Consider the following 4,285-nt stretch of genomic DNA (forward strand, 5'->3'; position numbering starts at 1 on the left):
CCCCTTCGCGGCATCGGGCCGGGGGGTGAACTCCGGTGTCGGCCCAGGGGCGCACGGACGGGGCGTGCGCCGGTCGGCCTCAGACCTGGGTATGACCTCCCCAGGTCTGAGGCGGGGCCGTGCGGCGGTCGAGTACGGTCGGGGAGTGCCATCGCGCTCCCCACTCCCCCTGTTCACCCGAAGCCTCGGCCGCGGCTCGCTGGTGGCTCTCGACTGCGTGGCGGCGGGGACGTACACCGCGCTCCTGGTGGGGACGACGGTAGTCGGGAACCGGTCCGCGGCGTCGGGTGCCGTGCTGTCGGCAGGCGCGGAGTGCGTGCTCATCGCCGCGACCGCACTGCCCGTCGCGGTCCGGCGGCTGTGGCCGGTCCCCGTCCTGGGCGTGGTGCTCGTGATGACCACGGCGTCGATCCTCCTCGACGCCGTACGGGACCCGTTCGTCGCGAGTGCCTGCGCCCTGTACACGGTCGCGCTCGCGAGCCGTGGTGGGTTGCGTACCTTCACCGCGTCGGTGGGGCTGCTGGGCCTCGCCGGTGTCTTCGCCCGGCCCCTGACCACCGCCCCCTACTGGTGGATGAACGGGCCGGGCCTCGTCCTGTTCGGCTGGGCGACGATGGGCGCCGCGTGGGTGGTCGGCCGGGCGGTCGCCGAGCGGCGGGCGTACGCGGCCGTGCTCGCCGAGCAGTCGGCGCAGCGGGCGGTGGCCGAGGAACGGCTGCACATCGCGCGGGAGGTGCACGACATCGTGTCGCACAGCATGGGCCTGATCGCGGTCAAGGCGTCGATCGCCAACCATGTGGCGCCGTCCAGGCCGCAGGAGGCGCAGGACGCGCTGCGGGTCATCGAGTCGATCAGCCGTGGCGCGCTGGACGATGTGCGGGCCCTGCTCGGCGTGCTGCGGTCGGGGACGTCCGGCGGTGCCCCGGTGGTCGCCGAGACCGCCCCGGCGCCGGGGGTGGAGGCCCTGCCGGAACTGGCCGAGCGGGCGCGTACCGCGGGTGTGGAGGTGGAGTTGCGCGTCATCCACGCGGACCGGGTGCCGGAGGGGGTGGGGCTCTCGGTCTTCCGGATCGTGCAGGAGGCGCTGACCAACGTCGTCAAGCACGCGGGGTCCGCCCGGTGCAGGGTCACGGTCGAGGCGGTCGAGGACGCGGTGAGCGTCGAGGTGACCGACGACGGGGGGCCGGGCGCCGCCGTACGGACCCGTCCGGGCGGACAGGGCCTGGTGGGGATGCGGGAGCGCGTGGAGGTGTACGGCGGCAGGTTCTTCTCCGGCCCGATGCCGGAGGGAGGGTTCAGGGTGGCGGCCCGTATCCCCTTCGAGCGTGTCCATGGCGTTGCCGGAGGAGTGCTGTGAGCGAAGAAGGCGATGTCCGCGTCGTGGTGGCGGACGACCAAGCGCTGCTGCGCGGCAGTTTCCGGGTCCTGGTGGACAGCGAGCCCGGACTCCGGGTGGTCGGTGAGGCGGGGACCGGGACGGAGGCGGTGGAGGTCGCCCGGCGCGAACGCCCCGACGTCCTGCTCATGGATGTGCGTATGCCGCGGATGGACGGCATCGAGGCGACCCGCCTCATCCGGGAATCCCCCGAGTGCGCCGATACCCGGATCCTCATCCTGACCATGTTCGACCTCGACGAGTACGTGTACACGGCACTGCGGGCCGGGGCCAGCGGGTTCCTGCTGAAGGACACCCAGCCGGACGACCTGCTGCGGGCCGTCCGCGTGGTGGCGGACGGCGAGGCGCTGCTGGCGCCCTCGGTGACGCGCCGTCTGATCGCGGAGTTCGCCGCCCGCCCCGAACCGCCGAGGATGCACACACCCGATCTGGTGGCCGCGACCGAACGCGAGCGGGAGGTGCTCCTGCTGATCGCCCGCGGTCTGTCCAACACCGAGATCGCCGGTCGGATGTGCGTGACCCTGGCCACCGTGAAGTCCCATGTGGGCCGGCTCCTCGCCAAGCTGGACGCGCGCGACCGGGCCCAACTCGTCATCGCCGCCTACGAGTCGGGGCTGGTCACCGCGGAAGGCCCGGCCCTCACCCCAGACCGGCGTCCCGCGCCCGGACGGCTGCCGCCACACGGTCGGTGACCCTCAGTTTGGCGAAGAGACTGGTGATGTGGTTGCGCACGGTCTTGTGCGACAGCACGAGGGTGCTGGCGATGAGCCGGTTGTCCATGCCCCGTGCGATCAGCGCGAGTATCTCCCGTTCCCGGTTGGTCAGTTCGGGGAAGGCGGCCTGGGCGGGGATTCCGTGTACGGCGGAGAAGAACGCACCCAGGCGCTCGGCCACCGGCGGGCTGAAGACCGCGCCGCCGTCCGCGGCGATGCGGATCGCGCGAACCAGTTCCTGCGCGTCCACGCCCTTGAGCAGATAGCCGCGCGCTCCGGCCCGCAGTACCGCCACGACCAGGTCGTCGTCCGGCGAGGCGCTGATCGCGACGACGTGGGGCGGTTCGGGGGACGGGCCGCCTGCGGAGCGTTCGAGGATCGTTCGCGTGATGTCGACTCCCGCGCGGTCGGCCATCTGAAGGTCGACGAGGACGACGTCGGGCTTGACGCTCCGCCGGAACAACAGGTCGAGGACCTCGGCCCCGCTGGACGCCTCGGCGACCACGCTGAGGCCGTCGGCGCCCTGTAACGCGAGGCGCACCCCGTCCCGGAAGAGCGGTTGGTCACCGACGAGCAGAATGCGCGTCGTCGCCCCGCCCTCGGGTTCGCGCGACATGTCCAATACATTTAAAGCGAACGATGATGCCCTTTGTGCCGGCACTGTGTCTCCCGTTTCGTCGTGCATCTGTTTCTGCGGCGATGGAGGTCGTCTGTGGCGTACCGGCCGCCCGGGGAGCGAGGACGATCACCCGGTCGGCTCGGACTTCCCGTACGGCACCCGGTCTGCCTGTGAGGCACCTCGGGCAGCCGGGGCCATGCCCTCGCGGACTCGTCCTCCGAGGGGACGGAGGGGAACGGATGGTGTGCGATTCGGGCGCCGTCCCCTGTCGCGGCCCGGCCGGGACACCGGGCACACGCTCACCGGCGGCGTCGGGCCGTCCCTCCGCGACCGGCCGAACACACACCGGCCCCGGCGGGGGCCGCGGCGGTCTCGCCGGTCACCCCGTGCCGACACAGCCGGCCGTGCCCGGCCCGGACTTCACGCCTCGCGGCCCGGACTGTCGAGGCCGGCGTACACGGTGCACACGGGGGCGGCGGGGTTCTTGTAGGCGACCCAGCTCAGCCTGCGCAGACCGCGCGGCTCCGGGCCGCAGATCGCGGCTACGGTGGCCCGGTACAGCGCGGGATCCGCACCGGCCATGTCCATGATCAGGGAGACGCGTTCCGCGGAGACCTCGTCGTTGACGATGTTCGGTTCCAGCGGACAGTACAGAGTCACCGACGCCGGTACGGAGCGCCCCGGCTGGAAGGCCAGGCAGGTCATGGGCGCCTTCTTCCAGCGCTGCACCGAGACATCGCCGGCGATCGCGCCGATCACCTCGGTGAACACTCCTTCCCGGTGGTCCGCCGCGACGGCGCCGGCCCGGTCGACGCCCTCGGCGTCGACGCCCGTGTGCCGCAGGTAGACCTTGACCCGCGCGTCCGGGGACTCGGACAGGTCCAGCCCGACGAGGGCGACCTCGTGCTCGGGAGCGTCGAGGTCACCGCCCCTGAAGTGGTTGACGACCGCCTCCCACTGCTCCGCCAGGCCCAGACGGCGCAGCACCTCGGCGGTCACGGCCGCCGGCGAGGCACCTGTGACGCCGGGATTCAGATATAACTTGAACAGCGGTGGCTCCCCCTTGGGCGAGAGTTCCGCGGCATGCATCGAGGAGAACGGGCCGCGGGGTTCGTCCTCGCACCGGAAGAGGTCCTCGATCTCCCGGTAGCGGCCCAGGTGTACGCCGAACTCCTCGGCCAGCCGCAGCGTGAACGCGTGCCCCTCCCGCTGCCGCGACCGCGGTGTCACCGGTTCCCGCAGTGCCTCCAGCAGCACCCGGACCCCGGCGACCCCCGATGCCGAGTGGGCGAAGGAGAACTCCAGCGGCGCACCGTTGTTCGCCACCCACGAGGTGTAGTTCTCGAAGTGCGACAGGGGCGCGGCCGCCCAGTCGCCGAGCACCGAGGTCAGGGCTCTCACCTGCGGCACCATGTCCGCGGTGGAGAGGCCGAGATGCCGGCAGGCACCCTCGAAGTAGATGTTGATCAGGTCGCCGTAGGAGGTGGGCGTGCGGTCGGCCGCGAGGGGCCAGGGGCGGAATCGCAGGGTTGTCATCGGGTGTCGTTCCTTCCGGGG

The 4,285-nt window shown here is 72.1% G+C and carries 4 protein-coding genes; 2 read left to right on the forward strand and 2 right to left on the reverse strand.

What is annotated here, in order from left to right; translation table 11 throughout:
* Window positions 1-145: 145 nt before the first annotated feature.
* Complete coding sequence (locus OHS59_RS00470) at window positions 146-1,357, forward strand: sensor histidine kinase (RefSeq protein WP_328491376.1); 1,212 nt, start codon at window positions 146-148, stop codon at window positions 1,355-1,357.
* A complete protein-coding gene (locus tag OHS59_RS00475; protein WP_328491377.1) occupies window positions 1,354-2,088 on the forward strand; it encodes a response regulator transcription factor in 735 nt (244 codons plus the stop codon). The genes OHS59_RS00470 and OHS59_RS00475 overlap by 4 nt, the downstream gene beginning before the upstream one ends.
* Here the strand turns inward: OHS59_RS00475 and OHS59_RS00480 are convergent.
* Both OHS59_RS00480 and OHS59_RS00485 read right to left on the reverse strand, forming a co-directional pair.
* Window positions 2,036-2,725, reverse strand: coding sequence for a response regulator (locus tag OHS59_RS00480; protein WP_248780579.1), 690 nt, complete (start codon window positions 2,723-2,725; stop codon window positions 2,036-2,038). The genes OHS59_RS00475 and OHS59_RS00480 overlap by 53 nt on opposite strands.
* A 423-nt stretch (window positions 2,726-3,148) precedes the next feature.
* Window positions 3,149-4,264, reverse strand: coding sequence for a tryptophan dimethylallyltransferase family protein (locus tag OHS59_RS00485; RefSeq protein WP_328491378.1), 1,116 nt, complete (start codon window positions 4,262-4,264; stop codon window positions 3,149-3,151).
* Window positions 4,265-4,285 lie beyond the last annotated feature (21 nt).

The organism is Streptomyces sp. NBC_00414, assembly GCF_036038375.1.
Lineage (GTDB): Bacteria > Actinomycetota > Actinomycetes > Streptomycetales > Streptomycetaceae > Streptomyces.